Annotated in this window: 17 protein-coding genes; 7 read left to right on the top strand and 10 right to left on the bottom strand. The window is 65.1% G+C overall.

Going from position 1 to position 19027, the window contains the following annotated elements; all coding sequences use genetic code 11:
• Positions 1-6 precede the first annotated feature (6 nt).
• Positions 7-819 (bottom strand): HDOD domain-containing protein, encoded by an 813-nt coding sequence (locus AC3IYG_RS21220; protein ID WP_489313977.1) that lies wholly within the window; start codon positions 817-819, stop codon positions 7-9.
• Between the two features lie 196 nt (positions 820-1015).
• Between AC3IYG_RS21220 and AC3IYG_RS21225 the strand changes: the two genes are divergently transcribed.
• Entirely contained in the window at positions 1016-2212 is a 1197-nt protein-coding gene (locus tag AC3IYG_RS21225) for a class I SAM-dependent rRNA methyltransferase (protein WP_489311446.1), read from the top strand.
• Positions 2213-2250: 38 nt separating this feature from the next.
• Here AC3IYG_RS21225 and AC3IYG_RS21230 read toward each other — a convergent pair whose 3' ends face one another.
• A complete protein-coding gene (locus tag AC3IYG_RS21230; protein ID WP_489311447.1) occupies positions 2251-3984 on the bottom strand; it encodes a DUF4153 domain-containing protein in 1734 nt (577 codons plus the stop codon).
• 317 nt (positions 3985-4301) lie between these two features.
• Here AC3IYG_RS21230 and ilvD point away from each other — a divergent pair, with 317 nt between their 5' ends.
• Together ilvD and AC3IYG_RS21240 are read left to right on the top strand one after the other, a co-directional pair.
• The gene (gene ilvD / locus AC3IYG_RS21235; RefSeq protein WP_489311448.1) at positions 4302-6149 is read left to right on the top strand and encodes a dihydroxy-acid dehydratase; all 1848 of its coding nucleotides are present in this window, start codon (positions 4302-4304) and stop codon (positions 6147-6149) included.
• Between the two features lie 85 nt (positions 6150-6234).
• Entirely contained in the window at positions 6235-6714 is a 480-nt protein-coding gene (locus AC3IYG_RS21240) for a metallophosphoesterase family protein (RefSeq protein WP_489311449.1), read from the top strand.
• Positions 6715-6779: 65 nt separating this feature from the next.
• On the opposite strand, the gene AC3IYG_RS21245 is transcribed toward AC3IYG_RS21240, so the two are convergent.
• Positions 6780-7427, bottom strand: coding sequence for a YitT family protein (locus AC3IYG_RS21245; protein WP_489311450.1), 648 nt, complete (start codon positions 7425-7427; stop codon positions 6780-6782).
• Between the two features lie 121 nt (positions 7428-7548).
• Complete coding sequence (locus tag AC3IYG_RS21250) at positions 7549-8061, bottom strand: dihydrofolate reductase (protein ID WP_489311451.1); 513 nt, start codon at positions 8059-8061, stop codon at positions 7549-7551.
• Positions 8062-8164: 103 nt separating this feature from the next.
• On the opposite strand from AC3IYG_RS21250, the gene AC3IYG_RS21255 reads away from it, so the two are divergent.
• On the top strand, positions 8165-9565 hold the full coding sequence (locus AC3IYG_RS21255) for a DUF2868 domain-containing protein (protein WP_489311452.1): 1401 nt from the start codon (positions 8165-8167) through the stop codon (positions 9563-9565).
• 141 nt (positions 9566-9706) lie between these two features.
• Positions 9707-11092 carry a GTPase/DUF3482 domain-containing protein gene (locus tag AC3IYG_RS21260; RefSeq protein WP_489311453.1) on the top strand — a complete coding sequence of 462 codons (1386 nt, stop codon included), beginning with the start codon at positions 9707-9709 and terminating at the stop codon, positions 11090-11092.
• A gap of 113 nt (positions 11093-11205) precedes the next feature.
• Here AC3IYG_RS21260 and AC3IYG_RS21265 read toward each other — a convergent pair whose 3' ends face one another.
• The 3 genes from AC3IYG_RS21265 to AC3IYG_RS21275 all read right to left on the bottom strand — a co-directional run bounded on the left by AC3IYG_RS21265 (position 11206) and on the right by AC3IYG_RS21275 (position 13751).
• Entirely contained in the window at positions 11206-12000 is a 795-nt protein-coding gene (locus AC3IYG_RS21265; RefSeq protein WP_489311454.1) for a thymidylate synthase, read from the bottom strand.
• On the bottom strand, positions 11997-12815 hold the full coding sequence (gene lgt, locus AC3IYG_RS21270) for a prolipoprotein diacylglyceryl transferase (protein ID WP_489311455.1): 819 nt from the start codon (positions 12813-12815) through the stop codon (positions 11997-11999). The genes AC3IYG_RS21265 and lgt overlap by 4 nt, the downstream gene beginning before the upstream one ends.
• A 153-nt stretch (positions 12816-12968) precedes the next feature.
• A complete protein-coding gene (locus AC3IYG_RS21275; RefSeq protein WP_489311456.1) occupies positions 12969-13751 on the bottom strand; it encodes a sulfite exporter TauE/SafE family protein in 783 nt (260 codons plus the stop codon).
• Positions 13752-13874: 123 nt separating this feature from the next.
• On the opposite strand from AC3IYG_RS21275, the gene AC3IYG_RS21280 reads away from it, so the two are divergent.
• Together AC3IYG_RS21280 and AC3IYG_RS21285 are read left to right on the top strand one after the other, a co-directional pair.
• Positions 13875-14243: a hypothetical protein gene (locus tag AC3IYG_RS21280; RefSeq protein WP_489311457.1), complete on the top strand. Its 369-nt coding sequence runs from the start codon at positions 13875-13877 to the stop codon at positions 14241-14243.
• 10 nt (positions 14244-14253) lie between these two features.
• A complete protein-coding gene (locus AC3IYG_RS21285; RefSeq protein ID WP_489311458.1) occupies positions 14254-15000 on the top strand; it encodes an NRDE family protein in 747 nt (248 codons plus the stop codon).
• Between the two features lie 227 nt (positions 15001-15227).
• Here AC3IYG_RS21285 and AC3IYG_RS21290 read toward each other — a convergent pair whose 3' ends face one another.
• Genes AC3IYG_RS21290 through AC3IYG_RS21300 form a run of 3 tightly spaced genes read right to left on the bottom strand, consistent with a single transcriptional unit; the run spans position 15228 to position 18886 of the window.
• The gene (locus AC3IYG_RS21290) at positions 15228-16076 is read right to left on the bottom strand and encodes a DUF6929 family protein (RefSeq protein WP_489311459.1); all 849 of its coding nucleotides are present in this window, start codon (positions 16074-16076) and stop codon (positions 15228-15230) included.
• A 12-nt stretch (positions 16077-16088) separates the two neighbouring features.
• Entirely contained in the window at positions 16089-18368 is a 2280-nt protein-coding gene (gene ptsP, locus AC3IYG_RS21295; RefSeq protein WP_489311460.1) for a phosphoenolpyruvate--protein phosphotransferase, read from the bottom strand.
• Between the two features lie 38 nt (positions 18369-18406).
• Positions 18407-18886, bottom strand: a complete 480-nt coding sequence (locus AC3IYG_RS21300; protein ID WP_489311461.1) for an RNA pyrophosphohydrolase — start codon at positions 18884-18886, stop codon at positions 18407-18409.
• Positions 18887-19027 lie beyond the last annotated feature (141 nt).

Genomic DNA, 19027 nt, shown 5'->3' on the forward strand with positions numbered 1-19027 from the left:
CAGGCGCTAGCCCGCGCCGAGGTCGCGAATGGTTTCCTTGAGGGTTTCGAAGTCGTATTCGGACAGTTCGACGTACTCCAGCACCAAGCGCTGGATGCTCTGCCACTCATGGTCCTCGCTCTGCTGCCCGAGCACCCGGTAGCTGGAGCAGATGTGCTCGGCCATCTTGAGGATCGCCAGCAGGTTCTTCAGTTGCGCATCGCGCGCCGAGTCATCGCTGAAGATCGCCAAGGCGTTGTGGTGATTGGCGATCGCCTCGCACAGGTGCAGCGGCAGGTTCCAGGACTTGGCGGTGAAGTAGCCGACCACCGCATGGTTGGTGTTGAGCAGGCGGTTCTCGGTATCAACCACGCGCAATTCGGCGCTGGCGCTGGCATAGGACTCTTCCAGCACCGTCATGTAATTGGGAAAGCGCTTGAGCATCAGCGGGATGCCGCAGTTGTGGAACAGCCCGAGGGTGTAGGCCTCGTCCACCGCCTCGCAGCCGATGCGCTTGGCCAGGGTCAGGCAGGTCATCGCCACATCCTGGGCGGTGTCCCAGAAGCGGTTGAGGGTGACGATGGTCTCGTCACTCATCTCACCCCTGATCGACAGCGCGTTGATCATGTTGATCACCGAGCGGCTGCCCAGCAGGTTGACCGCCCGCTGGATCGAGCTGACCTTGTTGGCCAGGCCGAAATAGGGCGAATTGACGATTTTCAGCAACGCGCCGGACAGGCCGGGGTCCTGGCTGATCAGCTTGGCGATGGTCTTCAGATCGGGGTTGGGCATGACCTGTTCCATCTGCAGGTCGACCATGATCTGCGGCTGCGGCGGCACGCTGATGCCCTGCAGGACCTTCTGAATCTGTTCGGCGGATAACTCGTTAGCCATGGCGGCGACAACTGCTGGTAGCTGAAAACCGCCACAGTCTAGCCAAATGCCGACCATTCCACATTAACCCGCTGCACGCGTGCGCAACCAGCTGAGGCGTCGCCTGGGCTATAATCCCGCTCTTTTTCCGGAGAGCGACCCCATGTCCCTGCCCAGCCTGCGCCTCAAAGCCAATGCCGATCGCCGCCTGCGCGCCGGACACCTGTGGGTCTACAGCAACGAAATCGATGTCGTCGCCAGCCCGCTGACCAGCTTCCAGGCCGGCGACCAGGCCATCCTCGAAGCGGCTGGCGGCAAGCCGGTCGGCATCGTCGCCATGAGCCCGAACAACCTGATCTGCGCGCGCCTGCTGTCGCGTGACACCAAGCATGTGCTGGATAAATCGCTGCTGGTGCACCGCATCAATGTCGCCTTATCGCTGCGCGAGCGCCTGTTCGAGCAGCCCTGCTACCGCCTGGTGTACGGCGACTCCGACCTGCTGCCGGGTCTGGTGGTCGATCGTTTCTTCGACATTCTGGTGGTACAGATCAGCTCGCCGACCATGGAGCGCCACAAGGACGACGTGCTCGCCGCCCTGGTTCAGGTGCTGCAACCAAGCGGCGTAGTGTTCAAGAACGACTCCGCCGCCCGCGATGCCGAAGGCCTGCCGCGTTATGTCGAAACCCCGTTCGGCGTGGTGCCGGAGTGGGTCGCCCTGGAAGAGAACGGGGTCAAGTTCGAAGCTCCGGTGATCGAAGGGCAAAAGACCGGCTGGTTCTATGACCACCGCATGAACCGCGCACGCCTGGCGCCCTACGTCAAAGGCAAGCGCGTGCTCGACCTGTTCAGCTATATCGGCGGCTGGGGCGTACAGGCCGCCGCATTCGGCGCCAGCGAAGTGGTCTGTGTCGACGCCTCCGGCTTCGCCCTCGATGGTGTCGAGCGCAATGCCACCCTCAACGGCCTGTCCGAGCGGGTGGCCTGCATCGAAGGTGACGTGTTCGCCGCGCTCAAGGAGCTGAAGGCCGCCGAAGAACGCTTCGACGTGGTCGTCGCCGACCCGCCCGCCTTCATCAAACGCAAAAAAGACGTGAAGAACGGCGAAGCCGGCTACCGCCGCCTCAACGAAATGGCCATGCGCCTGCTCAGCAAGGACGGCATTCTGGTCAGCGCCTCGTGCTCCATGCACCTGGAAGAAGAGCACCTGCAGAACATCCTGCTGCAAAGCGCCCGCCACCTCGACCGCAACATCATGATGCTCGAACGCGGCGGCCAGGGCCCGGACCACCCGGTGCACATGGCCATTGCCGAAACCCGCTACATCAAAAGCATGACCTGCCGCCTGCTGCCCAACAGCTAAGCCCCTGCCGGCGCCTCACGGGGCGCCGGCCCGGCTCATTATTCGTCCGGCGGCAGCGGCACGTAGAGTGCCCCGCCAACCTGCAGGCTCTGGTAGCGCGGCTTGACCAGCGTCACGCTGCCTTGGCGCGCCGCCTCGATCAGGTCTTCGCTGGAATAGGCCTGCTCGAAGCTGCCAGCCACCTGCCACTCATCGCGCTCGTTGCGGGCGAAGAAAAACAGCTCGCTGCCATAGTGTTTGGTCGGCAGCAGCAACACCTCGTTGCGCCCATCGGCATCCATGTCCACGGCCCACAGCAGGCAGCCGGCATGGTCGCACTCATCCTTCAGCGTCTGCTCATCCACCACCCGCTGTGCCTCGTCCTCGGCCGGTCCGATCCAGTCCAGGGTCTGCTCCGGCATGGCCTGCGGATCGAACGCGGCTGCGCCATAAGCCCCCTGCTCGACCAGCTCATCCATACGTGCCAATAGCGCAGCGCGAGCCGATGCCTCGAGCAGCTCGCCAGCCTGCAGACGCGCCTTCAACCCATCGAACTGCTGCACGCCGGGGCGCCCCAGCTCATGGCGCAGATAGGCCACCTCGAAATCTTGCGCACTGACCTGGCCTGCCAGCAGCCGCTGCACCTGGCTGCGCGCGCTGACATCCAGCGCATTCAGCCAGGGGCTGTGCGCCAGCACCAGCAACACGCAGACCAGCAGCGCCAGCGGCGGATTGCTGCGGCGCAGGCTGCCCAGCCAGACGGCCTGCCGCGGGCGCAACGCCCACAGCAGGGCCAGCCCATGCAGCAGCGCCACCAGCACCAGCAGGGCGGCATAGAAGCGCTGCGGCGTGACCCCGTACTGGGCAAGGCGCAGGTAGGTCGAGTAACCGGCAAGCGCCGCCAGCACCAGCATGCACAACACGCTGGCTTCCACCAGGTGGCGCAGCAAACGTGGATACCCGGGCGCCGCGCTGCCGTCCTGGAACACTCCATTGAGCAACAGCAGGTTGATGAAAATCAGGCACAGCAGGATCGCCGTCGAATGCCCGGTACTCCAGATCGCCTGCAAGCCGGTGAACGGCAGCGCCAGGGTGAACAGCACGGCGATCAGCGCACTCAGCGGCAGGAGGAAGCGGCACAGGGTCAGCAGAATGCCGCGCAGCAGGCCGATCACCCGCTCGCTTTCACAGCCCATGCGCACGCCGACGGCGAACACCAGCAGCGAGCTGATGGCCATGAAGCCCGACGAGGTGAACAGCTCGCCAAACAGGTCGATGCCAAGCATGGCGAACAGGCCGGCCCAAAGCCCCAACAGCAGGCAGAACAGGCCCACCAGCAGGAACGCCAGGAGCAGGATGAAGGCGTTGTTCCAGGCATGACGGAACAGATCCTCGTAGCGCAGGCGCCCTTGCTCGCGGGTCGCCCAGCTGAGGATGAAGGCGATGGCGATATAGCCCAGCACCTGCGCACCGAGGCTCCAGCTGAACAGCAACTGGCCATCATCGGGACCCTCGTCGCCGAGCGGCCTGGCCTGCCAGAACACCCAGCCACTGATGACTGCCATCAACAGCGCGAGCCCAAGCAGCAGGGCCAGGGCACCGCGCTCACGGCTCTGCTCGCCGAGCAGTTGCAGGCCCAGGCCGCCGACCAGGCTCAGGGTAATCAGCCCGCAAGCCAGGCTGGCCAGCCAGCGCGGCGAGTCGCCCAGGCTCAGGCCCCACCAGAACAGCAGGCCCTGGCACAGGCCGATGGCCAGGTAAAAGAACAGGGAACGGGTGGGTGAGGCGCTCATGCCGGTCATCCTTGCAGGCGGGGTTGTGCAGGCGCGTAGTCTAATCCAGGCGCCGCTACCGCGTTGCGCATTGCTCCAGCAATTCGCACCCGCGACGACCATTCGGCCCGCGGCCTTTCGTGTTGTCCACACCTAGGATTAGAATCGCCACTCCCCTGCCACACCCTCAGGCGGGCCAGTGAGCCCCGGCCGGGCCCGCGGCGATCCCGCGGCGTTCCTCTGCCATGTCCGCACGCAACGGTGATTTTCCGTTTGCCTACGGCGCCTTGCGCGCTCACCCTATGACCATTACCTGAATAGCCTGCAGGAACGCCGCAATGCCCGATTACCGTTCGAAGACCTCCACCCACGGCCGCAACATGGCCGGCGCCCGCGCCCTGTGGCGCGCCACCGGGATGAAGGACGAAGACTTCAAGAAGCCGATCATCGCCATCGCCAACTCCTTCACCCAGTTCGTGCCCGGTCACGTGCACCTGAAGGACCTCGGCCAACTGGTCGCCCGCGAGATCGAAAAGCACGGCGGCGTGGCCAAGGAATTCAACACCATCGCCGTCGATGACGGCATCGCCATGGGCCACGACGGCATGCTCTATTCGCTGCCGAGCCGCGAGATCATCGCCGACTCCGTCGAATACATGGTCAACGCCCACTGCGCCGACGCCATCGTCTGCATCTCCAACTGCGACAAGATCACCCCCGGCATGCTGATGGCCGCCCTGCGCCTGAACATCCCGGTGATCTTCGTCTCCGGCGGGCCGATGGAAGCCGGCAAGACCAAACTGGCCAGCCACGGCCTGGACCTGGTCGACGCCATGGTCATCGCCGCCGACGACAGCGCCTCCGACGAGAAAGTCGCCGAATACGAGCGCAGCGCCTGCCCGACCTGCGGCAGTTGCTCCGGCATGTTCACCGCCAACTCGATGAACTGCCTGATGGAAGCCCTCGGCCTGGCCCTGCCGGGCAACGGCTCGACCCTGGCCACCCACAGCGACCGCGAGCAGTTGTTCCTGCAGGCCGGGCGCACCGTGGTCGAGCTGTGCAAGCGCTATTACCAGGACGGCGACGAATCGGCCCTGCCGCGCAATATCGCCAGCTTCAAGGCGTTCGAAAACGCCATGAGCCTGGACATCGCCATGGGTGGCTCGACCAACACCATCCTGCACCTGCTCGCCGCCGCCCAGGAAGCCGAGATCGACTTCGACCTGCGCGACATCGACCGCCTGTCGCGCCAAGTGCCGCAGCTGTGCAAGGTGGCGCCGAATATCCAGAAGTACCACATGGAAGACGTGCACCGCGCCGGCGGCATCTTCAGCATCCTCGGCTCACTGGCCCGTGGCGGCCTGTTGCACACCGAACTGCCGACCGTGCACAGCAAGACCATGAGCGAGGCCATCGCCAAGTGGGACATCACCCAGACCGACGACGAGGCCGTGCACACCTTCTTCAAGGCCGGCCCGGCAGGCATCCCGACCCAGACCGCGTTCAGCCAGTCGACCCGCTGGGAAACCGTGGATGACGACCGTGAAAACGGCTGCATCCGTAGCGTCGAGCACGCCTACTCGCAAGAAGGCGGCCTGGCCGTGCTCTACGGCAACATCGCCCGCGACGGCTGCGTGGTGAAAACCGCCGGCGTCGACGAGTCGATCCACGTCTTCGAAGGCAGTGCCAAGATCTTCGAAAGCCAGGACAGCGCCGTGCGTGGCATCCTCGCCGACGAAGTGAAAGCCGGCGACATCGTGATCATCCGTTACGAAGGCCCGAAAGGCGGCCCGGGCATGCAAGAAATGCTCTACCCCACCAGCTACCTGAAATCCAAGGGCCTGGGCAAAGCCTGCGCCCTGCTCACCGACGGGCGTTTCTCCGGCGGCACCTCGGGCCTGTCCATCGGCCACGCCTCGCCGGAAGCCGCAGCGGGCGGCGCCATCGGCCTGGTGCGCGAAGGCGACAAGGTGCTGATCGACATCCATAACCGCAGCATCAACCTGCTGCTGAGCGACGAGGAACTGGCGCACCGTCGTCATGAGCAGGACAAGAAAGGCTGGAAGCCCGTGGAAGTCCGCCCACGCAAGGTGACCACCGCGCTGAAGGCCTACGCCCTGCTGGCCACCAGTGCCGACAAAGGCGCGGTACGCGACAAGGCGATGCTCGACAAGCTGGTGCCGTAAGCGCCCAACCGAAACAAAAAAAGCCCGGCGTAACTGCCGGGTTTTTTTATTATGACCAAGACTTCTGCCGCAAGAAGGAACCCGCATGCGCATCGGCTTGATCTCCGACACCCACGGCCTGCTGCGTCCACAAGCGCTCGCGGCGTTACAGGGCTGCGCACACATCATCCATGCCGGCGATATCGGTAAGCCGGAAATCCTCGATGCCCTGCGTGAGCTGGCGCCACTGACCGTGGTGCGTGGCAACAACGACGAGGGCGATGCCTGGACCAGCGCCATTCCGGCCGAGGCGGTGCTGCGGATCGGTGGTATCGGTATTTATGTCGTCCATGCGCGGGCGAACGTGCCCGAGCAACTGCCCGCCGGCATCGATGTGGTGGTCACCGGCCACTCGCATAAACCGCTGCAACTGCTGAAGCACGGTGTGCTCTATATCAACCCCGGCAGTGCCGGACCCCGCCGTTTCAAGCTGCCGATCTCACTGGCGCTGCTGCGCATCGACAATGGCCGGATCGACGCCGAGCTGATCGAACTGCCTGCGCCCACCTCGAGGAACTCGACGTGAGCGTCTAGAAGCGCCTGCGCGCCGGTGGTTTACGCCCTGGACGAGCGGTCAACGCGTCGACCCGCTCAGCTCACGCCCATATAGCGCCCGGCGCGGTGGTTGATCGCCAGCACCATGTTCAACGCCACCGCCCCCAGAATCGACAGCGCGACCTTGTCCGGCGCAATGACGAACAAAGAAGCCAGCACGATAATCGCGTCGATGCCCATCTGCACCGCGCCGGCGCGCAGACCGAAGCGCTCCTGCAGGTACAGGGCGAGGATGTTCACCCCACCCAGGCTGGCCCGGTGGCGAAACAGCATGAGCAGACCCAGACCCATGGCGAAACCGCCGAACAGGGCGGCATAGAGCGGGTTCAACCGGGTGAAGGAGACCCAGTGCGGGGTCAGCTCGGCGAGCAGCGAAACCAGGGCCACGGCGCAGCCTGTGCGCAGGGTGAAGCTCCACCCCATGCGCCATATCCCCAGCAGATAGAACGGCAGGTTGAGCACGAAGAACACCAGGCCGAACGGCCAACCGGCCAGGTACTTGAGCAGAAAGGCCAAGCCGACCATGCCACCGGTGAGCAAGCCGGCGTGGCTGTAGAAGGTGATGCCCAGGGCCACCATCGCGGTGCCGAACAGCAGCGCCAGCGCGTCCTCCCAGAGTGGATGACGCACGAATAACTCGGCGACGGTTTCCGCCTCCACGGCGTCCGGTGTGTTGTCCTTCATGCGGTAAAACCTCATTGCCTTCGACACGGGCAAAACAGAGCGCACCGCCCGGCGAAGCGAGCCGGCGCGCATAAGGGAAAAGCGCGAAACGTCGACCAGCGCTTGGAGCCTAGCGAGACGCTCAGCGTTTGTCCCAGACCTCAAAGCTATAGGCCGGACTCTCCGCCGTCGCCTCATGCTCGATGCTCGATGCCAGGCGCCACGCGGCGGCGTCCACTGGCGGGAACCAGGCATCGCCCTCCGGGCTCAGCGCCACGCGTGTCAGATACAGGCGCTCGGCCTGCTCCAGACCTTGCTCGTAGAGTTGCGCACCGCCGATCAGCATCAGCTCGTCAGCGTCTTCAGCGCGCGCCCACTCATCCGCGCGGACAATAGCGGCAGCCAGCGAAGGGAAGACTTCGGCGCCGTGCAGTTGCAGGCCGGCCTGACGGCTGACCACCAGATTCAGCCGGCCCGGCAGCGGCCGCCCGAGGGAATCCCAGGTCTTGCGACCCATGATGATCGGCTTGCCGAGGGTCATGGCCTTGAAGTGCTTGAGATCCGCCGGCAAATGCCAGGGCAGTTGGTTGTCGCGCCCGATCACACGGTTGTCGGCGAGGGCGGCGATGATGCATAGGGGCAGGGTCTTTTTCATGGGCGCGAGGATACCGGCTCCGGGGCCTGGAAATAAAGCAAACGGATGATGGGCCGAGCCTGAGCGGTTATCCTCTGGACACAACCTTAGAACGAGTCGCCGCGTGACCGAGCCGAATCGCCCCGCCCACGCCCTCCCCCCCCTGCAACGCCTCTGGCTGACGGAAGCCGTGCGCCTGCGCGAAGAACACGCCGGCCCGCTGGAGGATCGCGAAGCCAACCGCCAGGCCCAGACCGAGGGCGGCGACCTGGCCCACCGCATCGAGAACCGCGCGCTGTGGCTGGCGCAGCGCGACGGCTTGCTCGGCGCCTTGCTGCATTGGCGCCAGGGCGCACAACTGGCGTTGATTCTGCTGCTCGCTCTGGCGCTATTGAGCGGCGCCGGCCTGGCGCTCGCCGCGCTCGGTGACGGACAACGGCCGGTCAATGTGTTCTGGGCGCTGGGCAGCCTGCTCGGCCTACACCTGCTGATGCTGCTCGGCTGGGCCCTCGGGCTGGCCTTTGCCGGCGACAGTGCTGGCACGCTGGGGCGGCTCTGGCTGTGGCTGAGTGAAAAGCTCGCGCGTGACGCCCAGGCCGCGCAACTGGCCCCGGCCCTGCTGCTGTTGCTGCAACGCCAGCGTCTCAGTCGCTGGGCCCTGGGCCTGCTGGTGCATGGCCTCTGGCTGGTGGCGCTGCTGGTTGCACTGTTCAGCCTGCTAGCGCTCCTGGCCACTCGCCGCTACGGCTTTGTCTGGGAAACCACCATCCTCAGTGGCGAGACTTTTGTCGCGCTGACCCAGGCGCTCGGCGCGCTGCCAAGTGTGCTCGGCTTCAGCACGCCAGATGCCGAGCTGATCCGCGCCAGTGGTGACAGCGCACTGCTCGCCGAAAACGCCCGGCAGACCTGGGCCGCCTGGCTGGTCGGGGTATTGCTGGCTTACGGCGTACTTCCACGCGCCCTACTGGCGCTGTTCTGCCTGTGGCGCTGGCGTCGGGGGCGCACCGCCCTGACGCTGGATCTCAACCTGCCCGGCTACAGCCTGCTGCGCGAACGCCTGCTGCCGAGCAGCGAACGCTTGGGCGTATCCGATCCCGCACCCGCGCAGTTGCCCGAAGCAACATCCGGCCTGGTGGCGAGCAGCAGCGAAGGCGCGCTGTTGGTCGCGATCGAGCTGGATCAGCGCCGCCCTTGGCCGCCCGCACTGCCCCACGGCGTGGCCGATGCCGGGGTGATCGATAGCCGCGAGCAGCGCCAGCATCTGCTCGATCAGCTCAGCCGGTTTCCACCGGCGCGCCTGGCCATCGCCTGCGATCCACGGCGCTCGCCGGATCGCGGCACCCTGACCTTGCTCGGTGAACTGGCGCGCTGCGCCGGCGCCACCCGCATCTGGCTGCTGCAAGCGCAACCCGGCGAAATGCTCGACAGCGAGCGACTGGGCGACTGGCAGCACGCGCTGGCCAAACTGGGCCTGAGCCACAGCAACAGCGCACCGCTGAACTGGCTGGAGAGCGGGCATGATTGAAACTTTTCACCCATCCGCCCTCGCCCCCGGCCCCTCTCCCGTAAGCGGGAGGGGGGAGAGTGATGCTCAGGTCGATACCACGGTCTGGCACGGACAGCCCCTTCGCCCATTTATGGCAGAGGGTTGGGGAGAGGGCCGCCCATGAGCAAACCCCTCAAGCTCGCCGTGGTCGGCCACACCAACGTCGGCAAGACCTCGCTGCTGCGCACCCTAACCCGCGATGTTGGTTTCGGCGAAGTCTCGCATCGGCCGAGCACCACCCGGCATGTCGAGGGCGCGCGGCTGTCGGTGAATGGCGAAGCGCTGCTGGAGTTGTACGACACGCCAGGGCTGGAAGATGCCATCGCCCTGCTCGACTACCTCGAACGGCTTGATCGCCCCGGCGAGCGCCTCGACGGCCCGGCGCGGTTGACGCGTTTTCTCGACGGCAGCGAGGCGCGCCAGCGCTTCGAGCAGGAAGCCAAGGTGCTGCGCCAATTACTCGCTTCGGATGCCGGCCTGTACGTGATCGACGCCCGCGAGCCGGTGCTGGCCAAATACCGCGACGAGCTGGCGGTGCTGGCCAGTTGCGGCAAACCGCTGCTGCCGGTGCTGAACTTCGTCACCAGCGCGCAGCAACGTGAAGGCGATTGGCGCGAAGCCCTGGCGCGCCTCGGCCTGCATGCGCTGGTGCGCTTCGATACGGTGGCGCCGCCGCTGGATGGCGAACGGCGCCTGTATGAAAGCCTGGCCTTGCTGTTGGAAAAGTCCCGCCCGCCGCTGGAACGCCTGATCCTCGACCATGAAGCCCAGGCCCGCGCCCGCCAACACAGCGCCGCCCGGCTGATCGCCGAGTTGCTGCTCGACAGCGCCGCCTGCCGCCGCAGCGTGGCCGCCCAACCGACGCTGGAGCAGGACGCTATCCGCGAACTGCGCGAAGCCATCCGCCAGCGTGAGCAACGCTGCGTGGAAGCCCTGCTGCGCCTGTACGCCTTCCGCCCGGAAGACGCCGCCGCGACGGACCTGCCGCTGCTCGACGGGCGCTGGAGCGACGACCTGTTCAACCCGGAAACCCTCAAACAGCTCGGCGTGCGGGTCGGCAGCGGAATAGCCGCTGGCGCCGCGGCGGGTGCCGGCATCGACTTGCTGGTCGGTGGCCTGACACTGGGCGCGGCAGCGGCCCTGGGCGCGCTGCTCGGTGGCGGCGCACAAACCCTGCGCAGCTATGGCTCACGCCTGAAAGACAAACTCAAAGGGCAACGCGAACTGACCGTGGACGACGCCGTGCTGCGCCTGCTGGCGCTGCGTCAGCACTTGCTGCTGCAAGCGTTGGAAGCACGCGGCCACGCCGCGATGGACGCCATCAACCTGGCCGCGCCACAGGACAGCAGCTGGCGCGAAGGCAAACTGCCGGACACGTTGCACAAGGCCCGCGCCCATCCCGAATGGTCGTCGTTGAACCCCAACGCCCGCCTGGAACAGATGGAGCGCCAGGAGCAGATCGAACACCTCGGCACGACCTTGATCGCCCGGAATAGTCGCGGCTAAAGCCCCTCCCACGCAAACCGGCACAACCGTGGGAGCGGCTTCAGCCGCGAAGAGCTGTTTCAGGCGCCGAATGAATCGCGGCTGAAGTCGCTCCCACAGCCGACCGCTATGGATTAAACCGCCACCGGCGCGCTGATATGCGGGTGCGCCTGGTAACCGACCAGCTCGAAGTCCTCGAACGTGAAGGCGAACAGGTCTTTCACTGCCGGGTTGAGCTTCATGGTCGGCAACGGCAGCGGCTCGCGCGTCAGTTGCAGATCGGTCTGCTCGATATGGTTGGCATACAGGTGGCAGTCGCCGCCGGTCCAGATGAACTCGCCCGGCTGCAGGTCGCAGACCTGCGCCACCATCAGCGTCAGCAAGGCGTAGCTGGCGATGTTGAACGGCACGCCGAGGAAGATATCCGCCGAGCGCTGGTACAGCTGGCAGCTGAGCTTGCCGTCGGCGACGTAGAACTGGAACAGCGCATGGCACGGCGGCAGGGCCATCTCGTCGACCAGCGCCGGGTTCCAGGCAGAGACGATCAGCCGGCGCGAGTCCGGATTCTTTTTGATCATCTCGACCAGCTTGCTGATCTGATCGATCGAGCCGCCGTTCGGCGCCGGCCAGTTGCGCCATTGGTAACCGTACACCGGGCCGAGGTCGCCGTTTTCGTCGGCCCACTCGTCCCAGATACGCACGCCGTTGTCCTGCAGGTACTTGATGTTGGTGTCGCCCTGGAGGAACCACAGCAGCTCATGGATGATGGATTTCAGGTGGCACTTCTTGGTGGTCACCAGCGGGAAGCCATCGGCCAGGTTGAAGCGCATCTGGTGGGCGAACAGGCTGTAGGTGCCGGTGCCGGTGCGATCGGACTTGAAGGTGCCAGTCTCGCGCACCAGGCGCATCAGCTCGAGGTACTGTTTCATTGCGCGGCTCCCCGGGTAATGGGTGGTGCAGTGGTGGGACGGCGATAAGCCCAGACAATCAAACCGATACCACCGAGGATCATCGGCACGCAGAGCACCTGACCCATGGTCAGCCAGCCGAAGGCCAGGTAGCCGAGCTGGGCATCCGGCACGCGGACGAACTCGACGATAAAGCGGAACAACCCGTAGAACAGCGCGAACACACCGGAGACCGCCATGGTCGGCCGCGGCTTGCGCGAGAAGGCCCAGAGCACCAGGAACAGCGCCACACCTTCGAGAGCGAACTGGTAGAGCTGCGACGGATGACGCGGCAGTTGCGCCGGGTCGGTCGGGAAGATCATCGCCCATGGCACGTCGGTGGCCTTGCCCCACAGCTCGGCATTGATGAAGTTGCCGATGCGCCCGGCGCCCAGGCCGATCGGCACCAGCGGGGCGATAAAGTCCATCAGCTCGAAGAAGCTCTTGCCGTTGCGCTTGCCGAACCAGAGCATCGCCAGCATCACGCCGATAAAGCCGCCGTGGAACGACATACCGCCCTTCCACACTTCGAAGATCAGCAGCGGATTGGCGATATAGGCCTGAAGGTCATAGAACAGCACGTAGCCCAGGCGCCCACCGAGAATCACGCCCATGGCGACCCAGAACACCAGGTCGGAAAGTTTCTCCTTGCTCCAGGTGGCGTCGAACCGCTGCAGGCGGTACGACGCCAGCAGCCAGGCGCCGCCGATGCCGATCAGGTACATCAGGCCGTACCAGTGGATCTTCAGCGGGCCGATGGCCAAGGCCACGGGGTCGATGTTCGGGAAAGCCAGCATGTAGACTCCTTAAAAGGTGTTTTCAAAATAGCCGAGCGAAGGTCAGGCAAGGCGAAAACAGGCGAGGGCACGCAGTTTACATCGAGTAAATGAGCAGTCCGAGCCTGTTTTCAACGCCGCATCACCGAGCGTAGGCATTTTCAAAACAGCTTTTTAAATCAAGAAACTGGTGCCCACACAGAGCAGCAGCAAGGCGAACAGACGCTTGAGCAGGCGCGGCGACAACTTGTGCGCCAGGCGCGCGCCAAAGCGGGCGAAAAACATACTGGTGATGGCGATTCCCGCCATCGCCGGCAGGTAGACGAAACCCAGGCTCCAGGCCGGCAGCAGCGGATCGTGCCAGCCCAGCAGCATGAAGCTCAGGGCGCTGGCCGCGGCGATCGGCAAGCCGCAGGCGGACGAGGTGGCCACCGCCTGCTGCATCGGCACGCTGCGCCAGCTCAGGAACGGCACGGTCAAGGAACCGCCGCCGATGCCGAAAATCGCCGAAGCCCAACCGATCACCACGCCGGCCGCACTCAATCCGAACTTGCCCGGGACGCCGCGACTGGCCTTAGGTTTCAGCTCCAGGGCCATCTGCAGCGCAATGATGATGGCGAACACGCCGATGATTTTCTGCAGCAGCGGGCCATTGATCGCCGTCGCCGTCAGCGCGCCGAAACCGGCACCGAGCAGAATCCCGAGGGTCATCCAGGCAAAGATCGGCCAGCGCACCGCGCCCTTGCGCTGATGCTCCAGCACCGCGTTGATCGAGGTGAAGATGATGGTCGCCAGCGATGTACCGACCGCCAGGTGGGTGAGGATCGACGCATCGAAGCCCTGGGCGGTGAAACTGAACACCAGCACCGGCACGATGATAATGCCGCCACCGACGCCGAACAGCCCAGCGAGCACACCGGCGCCGGCGCCCAGCAGCAAGTAGAGTAGAAATTCCATGGGCAACCCCGGAAAACGATGCGGCATGGTAACGGATGCGCCTGCCCCCCTCCACCTGCGGCGATGGATGCCACCGACGGCTTTGCGTACAGTGGCAATGACACTCACGTAGGGCCTCGCGCCGTGCATAACACCTTCTACCTCAAGCTGGCCTGCAACCGCTTGCGCCTGAGCCACCTGGAAAGCGGGCGCAGCGTGGGGCTGCTCGCCTCGCCGCCCTTCAGCAACCTGCGGCTGCTGGTGGCGGAATTCAGCATCGCCGATAGGCTACTCAAGCAAGCAGTGAGCGAACTGCTGCCCAAGCGCTTCCTGCGCCTGAGCCTGCCGCCGAAGCTGCTGACCCAGCCGCTGGAGCGCTTCGAAGGCGGCTTGTCTCAGGTCGAGGAGCGCGTTCTGCAGGGGCTCGGCCGGGGTAGCGGGGCGCGCAAGGTTCGCGTGCATGTGGGTGCCGAGCTGGATGCCGCTGGCGTACACGAAAAACTCGCAACGTGAGGACCCTAGCATGTGCTTGATCGTATTCGCCTGGCGCCCGGGACATGCCATCCCCCTGGTGCTCGCCGCCAACCGTGACGAGTTCTATGCCCGCCCGAGCCAGCCGCTCGGCGCCTGGGCGGATGCCCCGGGGGTGATCGCCGGGCGCGACCTGGAGGCCGGCGGCGCCTGGCTGGGCATCGGTGCCCAAGGCCGCTTCGCCGCGCTGACCAATATCCGCAATCCACGCCAAGTACAGGGCGGGCGCTCGCGCGGCGAGCTGGTTGCGCAGTTTCTGCGTGGCCAACAGTCGCCGGAGTCCTACCTGGCCGAAATCGCGCTGCGGGCGAGCGACTATGCCGGGTTCAGCCTGCTGATCGGCAACAGCACCGAGTTCTGGTATTTCAACTCCCGGGAAGGCACGCCTCAGCGCCTGGGCAGTGGCATCTATGGGCTGTCCAATGCCAGCCTGGATACGCCCTGGCCGAAGTTGCTGCGGGCCAAGGCGGCGCTCGCCGACTGCCTCGCCGCACCGCAAGCACCCACCCTGCTGGAGCTTCTCGCCGATCCGCAACAAGCGCCGGAAGCCGAACTGCCGGATACCGGCCTCGGTTTGGCCACCGAACAGCTGCTGTCGAGCATTTTCATCTCCAGCCGCACCTACGGCACGCGCGCCAGCAGCGTGTTGATCGTCCAGGCCGATGGCCGGCGACAGTTGCTCGAACGCAGTTATGGCCCTTACGGCGCGCACTTGGGTGAGGTCCGCCTGGAGGACTAGCGGCCTGTACGGCGAGGCGCCGAACCCAGCCGCTGGACATGGCGGCATTGAACCCACGGCAGGCCGCTAGTGGCCAGTGCGGTGAGTGGGTTAACTCAAGTCCGGATGACGGAGGTTCCGAGACAAGGCGCTGTGACGAGTCATCGCTCAGCTAGGGTGAGGAGCCGCAACGCCGTATCGGGGTCTCAGGCGCCGGAATTGACTAATCGAACTAACCAAACAGGCCACTAGAGCAGGCCGTCCAAGGCAAACAGCGGCGCCGCCACCGTCGGGTCGTCGGCATCGGCCACCAGCAGCAGGCGACCGTCGGCCTGAAAGGCCAGCCCTTCGATCTTCGCCGTTGGCTGCAGGCGCATCAGCTGTTCGATGCTGAAATCCGCCGCGAAGCGGCCGAGCACGCTGCCGACGCAGGCGCCGTCCAGGTAGCTGGAGTCGCTGGCTTCGGCTGCGGCACTGAAATACAGGCGCCCGGCTGGGTCCACGCCGAGGTCGGTCAGGCCCAGCGGTACGCCGTCCAGTGCTCCCAGCGGCACCGGCAGGGTGCGCAGCAGAGCGCCCGGGCTCAACTGATCGTTATCGAGGTCGGCCAAGGCTCGTTGCAGATCGAGAAACACCAGGGCGTTTTCCCCGCCCGCGCCATTGCCGCGCTGCGCCAGCAGCAACTGGCCGCCATGAATCACCGCGCCCTCCAGGTTCAGCTCCTGGAAATGCTCGGCCAACTTCAGATACAGCGGGCCGAGGTCGATGACCCGCACCACCCCGGCCTGAACCAGACAACCGCGTCGGCGGCGCTTGGTCGAACCCGAGCCCAGCGCCAGCAAGGCACCGTCGGGCAGCAGCAGCAAGGCCTCGAAATCGGCTTTGAGTTTTTTCCGTTGCTTGGCGTCTGCGGGCAACTCGCCGGGCAGCAGCGCCAGCTCGGCCCGCCACTCACCGTCCAGGCTGTAATGCTGCAGGGTCAAGCCGTCGTCGGCCACCAGCCACAGGCTCTGTCCCTGACAGACCAGCCCGCTGGCAGCCGACAGACGTAGGCTGGCCAGCAGGTGCATGGACAGGGGCTTGGCTGAAAGCGGCACGCGCAGGCCGCTCTAGGCCTGAATCGTCGCGGCGGGATTGAGTACCCGACTGAGGCCAAGGTTGCGCAGGGCCAAGTGCAGGCTGCTGTGGATGACCTGCGGATTGTCGATGGTCATCAGTTGCGCCAGCAGCTCCTTGGCCTTGCTCAGGCTGATCTGGCGCAGCAGCCATTTCACCTTCGGCAGGTTGGTAGCGTTCATCGACAGGCCGTCGAAGCCCATGGCCATCAGCAGCACCGCCGCCGAGGGGTCGCCAGCCATCTCGCCGCAGATGCTCACCGGCTTGCCTTCGGCGTGGGCGCCGTCGACCACCAGCCGCAACGCCTGCAGCACCGCCGGATGGAGGAAGTCATAGAGGTCGGCGACCCGCGGGTTATTGCGGTCCACCGCCAACAGGTATTGCGTCAGGTCATTCGAGCCGACCGAGAGGAAGTCCACCTGGCGCGCCAGTTCGCGCACCTGATAGACCGCGGCAGGCACTTCGATCATCACCCCGACCGGCGGCAGCGGCACGTCGGTGCCTTCGTCGCGCACCTCGCCCCAGGCGCGGTGGATCAGGTGCAGCGCCTCTTCCAGCTCATGGGTGCCGGAGATCATCGGCAGCAGGATGCGCAGGTTGTCCAACCCTTCGCTGGCCTTGAGCATGGCGCGGGTCTGCACCAGGAAGATTTCCGGGTGGTCGAGGGTGACGCGAATGCCGCGCCAGCCGAGGAACGGGTTGTCTTCCTTGATCGGGAAATACGACAGTGCCTTGTCACCACCGATATCCAGGCTGCGCATGGTCACCGGCAGCGGGTGGAAAGCCGCCAGCTGCTCGCGATAGATCAGCATCTGTTCTTTTTCGCTGGGGAAGCGGTCCTTGATCATGAACGGCACTTCGGTGCGATACAGGCCCACGCCTTCGGCACCGCGCTCCTGGGCGCGCACCACGTCGGCGAGCAGGCCGGTATTGACCCACAGCGGCATGCGGTGGCCATCCAGGGTCTCGCACGGTAGTTCGCGCAGCGCGCTCAGGCCCTGGGTCAGTTGGCGCTCTTCCTCGACCACCTCGGCGTATTGCTTGCGCAACACCTCACTGGGGTTGGTGAAGACTTCGCCGTGGTAACCATCGACGATCAGCTGAATGCCGTCGATCTTCGAATACGGCAGGTCGACCGCGCCCATGACCGTGGGAATACCCATGGCGCGGGCGAAAATCGCCACATGCGAGTTGCCCGAACCGAGCACCGAAACCAGGCCGACCAGCTTGCCTTCCGGTACTTCGCCGAGCATCGCCGGCGACAGCTCCTCGCTGACCAGAATGGTGTTGTCCGGGTAGACCAGGTTGTTCTGCCGCGCCTGCTGCAGGTAGGCCAACAAACGGCGGCCGAGGTCCTTGACGTCCGAGGCGCGCTCGCGCAAGTAAGCATCGTCCATCAATTCAAAGCGATTGACGTGCTCGCCGACCACTTGGCGCAGGGCGCCCTGCGCCCACTGGCCGGTCTTGATCACCGTGGTCACTTCGCTACCCAGGGCGGCGTCGTCGAGCATCATCAGGTACACGTCGAACAGCGCGCGCTCTTCCGGGCGCAGTTGCGTCGCCAGCTTGGCCGACAGCGCCCGCATGTCCGCGCGCACCCGCTCCAACGCCTGGTTGAACAGCAGCAGCTCGGCGGCGATATCATCGACGGTCTTGTCCGGCACCACTTCCAGATCGGCGGGCGGCAACATGACCACCGCGGTCCCCACGGCCGCACCCGGCGAACCCGGCACGCCGAGGAACTTGGCTTCCTGGATGCCCTTGCCCTGCTTGCCCAGGCCACGGATCGAGCCGGTGGCCTCGGCGTGGGCGATCACCCCGGCAAGCTGCGCGCTCATGGTGACCAGGAAGGCCTCTTCGCCCTCGTCGAACTGGCGGCGCTCCTTTTGCTGGATCACCAACACGCCCATCACCCGCCGGTGGTGGATGATCGGCGCGCCGAGGAAGGAGGCGTAGCGTTCTTCACCGGTTTCGGCGAAGTAGCGGTAGCGCGGGTGATCGGCCGCGTTTTCCAGGTTCAACGGCTCTTCGCGGGTACCGACCAGGCCGACCAGGCCTTCGCTCGGCGACATGCTGACCTTGCCGATCGAGCGCTTGTTCAAGCCCTCGGTGGCCATTAGCACGAAGCGATTGGTTTCCGGGTCGAGCAGGTACACCGAGCAGACCTGGCTGCCCATCGCCTCTTTGACCCGCTGCACAATAATCGTCAGCGCCGCCTTGAGATCTTTGGCGGAGTTCACTTCCTGGACGATCTTGCGCAGCGTGTTGAGCATGGCTCGGGGTCGGCTCCTTAGTCAGTAGTGCGTCTTAGTCAGTCGCGCGCCAACAGGCGCGGTGCTAGTTCCTTGAGCGCGCGGCGGTATACCTCGCGCTTGAATGTCACCACTTGGCCCAACGGATACCAGTAGCTGACCCATTTCCAGCCATCGAACTCGGGTTTGCTGGTCAGGTCCATGCGCACCCGCTCTTCCGCAGACTTCAGGCGCAGCAGAAACCACTTTTGTTTCTGGCCGATGCACAGCGGCTGGCTATGGGTCCGCACCAAACGTTGCGGCAGACGATAGCGCAACCAGCCACGGGTACAGGCAAGAATCTGCACATCCTGCTGTTCCAGGCCGACTTCTTCGTTCAATTCGCGATACAGGGCCTCTTCCGGCGACTCGCGATCATTGATCCCGCCTTGCGGAAACTGCCAGGCATCCTGATTTATACGACGCGCCCACAGCACTTGGCCGACATCATTGGTCAGAATGATGCCGACATTCGGGCGAAAACCATCAGAATCGATCACGGCACACAACCTCGCAAACGCTTGTTTCGGCATTCTTTCACAAAGGTCGTGACAGCAGCAACGCGGCAGCCCGCCTTATGGGCAGGCTGGGCGAAAGCTCGTATTCTGTCAGCCTTTTTTCCAGCCCCTGAGTTCAACAAG

It is taken from the genome of Pseudomonas sp. KH_027 (assembly GCF_057838565.1).